2 protein-coding genes are annotated in these 2968 nt (G+C 34.1%); both read left to right on the top strand.

Annotation, left to right across the window (positions count from 1 at the left end; all coding sequences use genetic code 11):
- Nucleotides 1–254 precede the first annotated feature (254 nt).
- A complete protein-coding gene (locus P9B04_RS18820; protein WP_342056508.1) occupies nt 255–941 on the top strand; it encodes a tetratricopeptide repeat protein in 687 nt (228 codons plus the stop codon).
- A 368-nt stretch (nt 942–1309) separates the two neighbouring features.
- Nucleotides 1310–2686, top strand: a complete 1377-nt coding sequence (locus tag P9B04_RS18815; protein ID WP_342056507.1) for an IS4 family transposase — start codon at nt 1310–1312, stop codon at nt 2684–2686.
- The last annotated feature ends 282 nt before the right edge of the window (nt 2687–2968 follow it).

Genomic DNA, 2968 nt, shown 5'->3' with positions numbered 1-2968 from the left:
ATTTATATTGTGATGAAGAAAAACCCCGCGATCGCTCCCGAGTAAAATAAAGAGTACGTTGGGTTTTTATTAGTTCTTGATTATTGTTCTCTAGTCTTGAAAGAGAACTAATGCAAACCCTCTTCAAATAAGGGTTTTAGCCATCGCTTCTCATATCAACTTTTCTTGGTGCAAGATGTGAGTATAACTTATAAATTATGCTCTCAATTTGTAAACTTTCATAAAGATTATGGAACTCAGCCAGCATAAGTTATTTGATTGCTTATAATCGACTTGTATTATCCGATTTTAAGCTATTTTTCTTCATGAAACCCATTTCAAGACTAACATTACTTACCCTTTTGATCACTGGGGGAATAATGGTATGTCAAAAACCAGTTATTAGTGCTTTTGGACTATTTACTCAAGAAGTTACTCAGATTAGTCAAAGTCAGGAGACTGAAGCAAATAGATTATATGAAAAAGGAATAGAAGCGTTAGGACAAAATCAGTTTGAAGCAGCAATAAACTTTTGGGAACAAGCTTTAACATTATATAGGGAAGATGGAAATAAGAAAGGAGAAGCAAATACTTTTAATGATGTAGGCTTAATTTATGGTTTGTTACATAAATATAAAAAAGCTATTAGTTATCATGAACAGTCTTTAGCGATTAGAAAAGTAGTTAATGATCTCAAGGGCCAAGCTGATTCCTATAACAATTTAGGAATTGCTTATGAGTCACTAGGACAATATGAACAAGCTATTGATTATCTTACACAGTCTTTAGTAATTAGAAAAGAAATTAGTGATTTCAAGGGGCAAGCTACTTCCTATAACAATTTAGGAAATGCTTATGGCTCACTAGGACAAAAGGAAAAAGCTTTAAGTTACTATAAGCAGTCTTTACAAATATCTAAGCAAATCGAATACAGAGCTATCCCTTCGGCACACATAAGTTGACAAAAGAAAAAAGGCTGAAAGATAGTAATCATGAGCAATCAAAGTAATTATCAAGAAAAACAGAATAAGAAAAGAGGCTATATATTTGTAAAATAAGTAAAGTAATCGAAAGAAAAGTAAAAAGTTGATTAAAATAGATGAAGATAAATAAATAAAAATTAAGAGAGAAATTAGGATAAAATAGGAGTAAGTAAAAAGCCTTTAATCCTTATATTCTCTGGATTACAACTAAATTGAGTTAACGAATTAGGGACATAAAAGTTTAGAAAAGTTAGAGTGTTTACTCATTAAGAATAAGGAAAAAAGGGTCAAAAGTCAAGATTGACTAAAATCATATTCAAAAGAATAGTGAAAGGAGGACGAGTAAAATGAAACTTTGGGTGGAAGAAGAACTAAAATTTTTCGATTTAGGCGATAAACGGTTAAATACGAGACTCGAAAAAATCGTCTCAGAGTTATCCGAACATCCTCATGAAACGGTACCACAGGCGATCGAGAAACCATCAGATGTGCAGGCTTGTTATGAATTCTGGGAAAATCGTCATGTGAAAGCGGAAAAAATAATAGAAGCGCATAAAAAAGCGACAATAGAGAAGATAAAAGAAGAAAAAGTGGTGTTAGCGGTGCAAGACACAACGGATTTAGAATTTGCCCCGAAAAAAGGGAGAAGAGGATTGGGGAGTATAAGTAAACAAGGTGCAAAAGGATTAAAAGTGCATAATGTCCTGGCTGTTAGTGGAGAAGGAATACCATACGGCTTGTTGAAGCAAAAAGTATGGGCAAGAGAAAAAATGAGGAAAGGGAAAGGATATGTTGAAAGAAGGCGTAAAATAGAAGAAAAAGAAAGTTTTAGATGGATAGAGTCTTTAAGAGAAGTGCAGGAGGTAATAAAAGAAGATATAGAGTTAATAACAGTGTGCGATAGAGAAGGAGATATCTTCGAGTTGTTGGCTGAACCGTTAAGAGAAGGCTCACAGTTATTAATCAGAGCAGCACAAAATAGGAGAGTAAAAACAGAAGAGCAAATAGACAAATTATTCTCTCAATTAGAGAAATTGGAATCAATGGCAGAAATAGCTATAAAATTAAGGAGAACACCCCGAAGAAAACCGAGAATAGCAAGATTACAAGTGAAATGGACATCAGTGGACATCCAACCACCTCTCAATAAACCAGAATATGGACAAATGGAACCCATTAAGGTAAATGCGATTGTAGCCGAAGAGATTCAAGCTCCTAAAGGAGAAAAAGGAGTAAAATGGGTACTATTAACGACATTAGCCGTAAATAACTTAGCTGATGCTCAAAAAGTCCTAAAATATTATACATATCGTTGGTTAATTGAGAGATTTCACTATGTATTGAAAACAGGTTGTGGGATTGAGAAGCTAATGTTAGACAAAGGAGAGCGACTAGAAAGAGCATTGGCCACCTACAGCATCATTGCCTCAAGGATATTGTGGCTCAAATATTGTGCAGTAGAAATGCCAGATGAAGCAGCCGACATTGCGTTAGAAGAAGAAGAATGGCAGGTGTTGTACTGTGTAATTACTAAAAAAAAAGAGTTACCGTCAGAAATACCGACAATATATGAATGTGTGAGGTGGATAGGAAGATTAGGAGGATTTATGTGCAGAAAAGGGGATGGAGAGCCAGGAGTGCAGACCTTATGGAAAGGATGGCAAAGATTGAGTGACTATCTGAAAATGTGGATAATAATTAAAGAAATGCCAGATGTTATATAAGTATAAGTATTATATGAGTATGAGGATTATACCAGTATAAGTTAAGAAGTGAATGAGTAGGATTAAAAAATGAGTAGGAGTAAGAAGAAGGAATATGAAGAAAAATGAGACTAAAGTACAATAGAGGGAGGATTTGGCAGAAGAATCTCAAAAGATACAAAAAGTAACTGAAGAAATTAGCTAGAGATCAAATAACTTGGCTAATAAAAGTGGTTTTTATCTTATACATCTATAGCAATCAGGAATGATTTATGAGAATGAAGATGGGGTTTTTTATAGAGC

It is taken from the genome of Crocosphaera sp. Alani8 (assembly GCF_038442745.1).
In the GTDB taxonomy this organism is placed as follows: Bacteria; Cyanobacteriota; Cyanobacteriia; order Cyanobacteriales; family Microcystaceae; genus Crocosphaera.
The sequence above is the reverse complement of the archived record's forward strand: the minus strand, read 5'-3'. Positions and strand labels throughout refer to the sequence as shown.

Coding starts and splice junctions, on each gene's coding strand:
- P9B04_RS18815 (WP_342056507.1), top strand. CDS start 1,310: ATGAAACTTTGGGTGGAAGAAGAACTAAAATTTTTCGATTTAGGCGAT.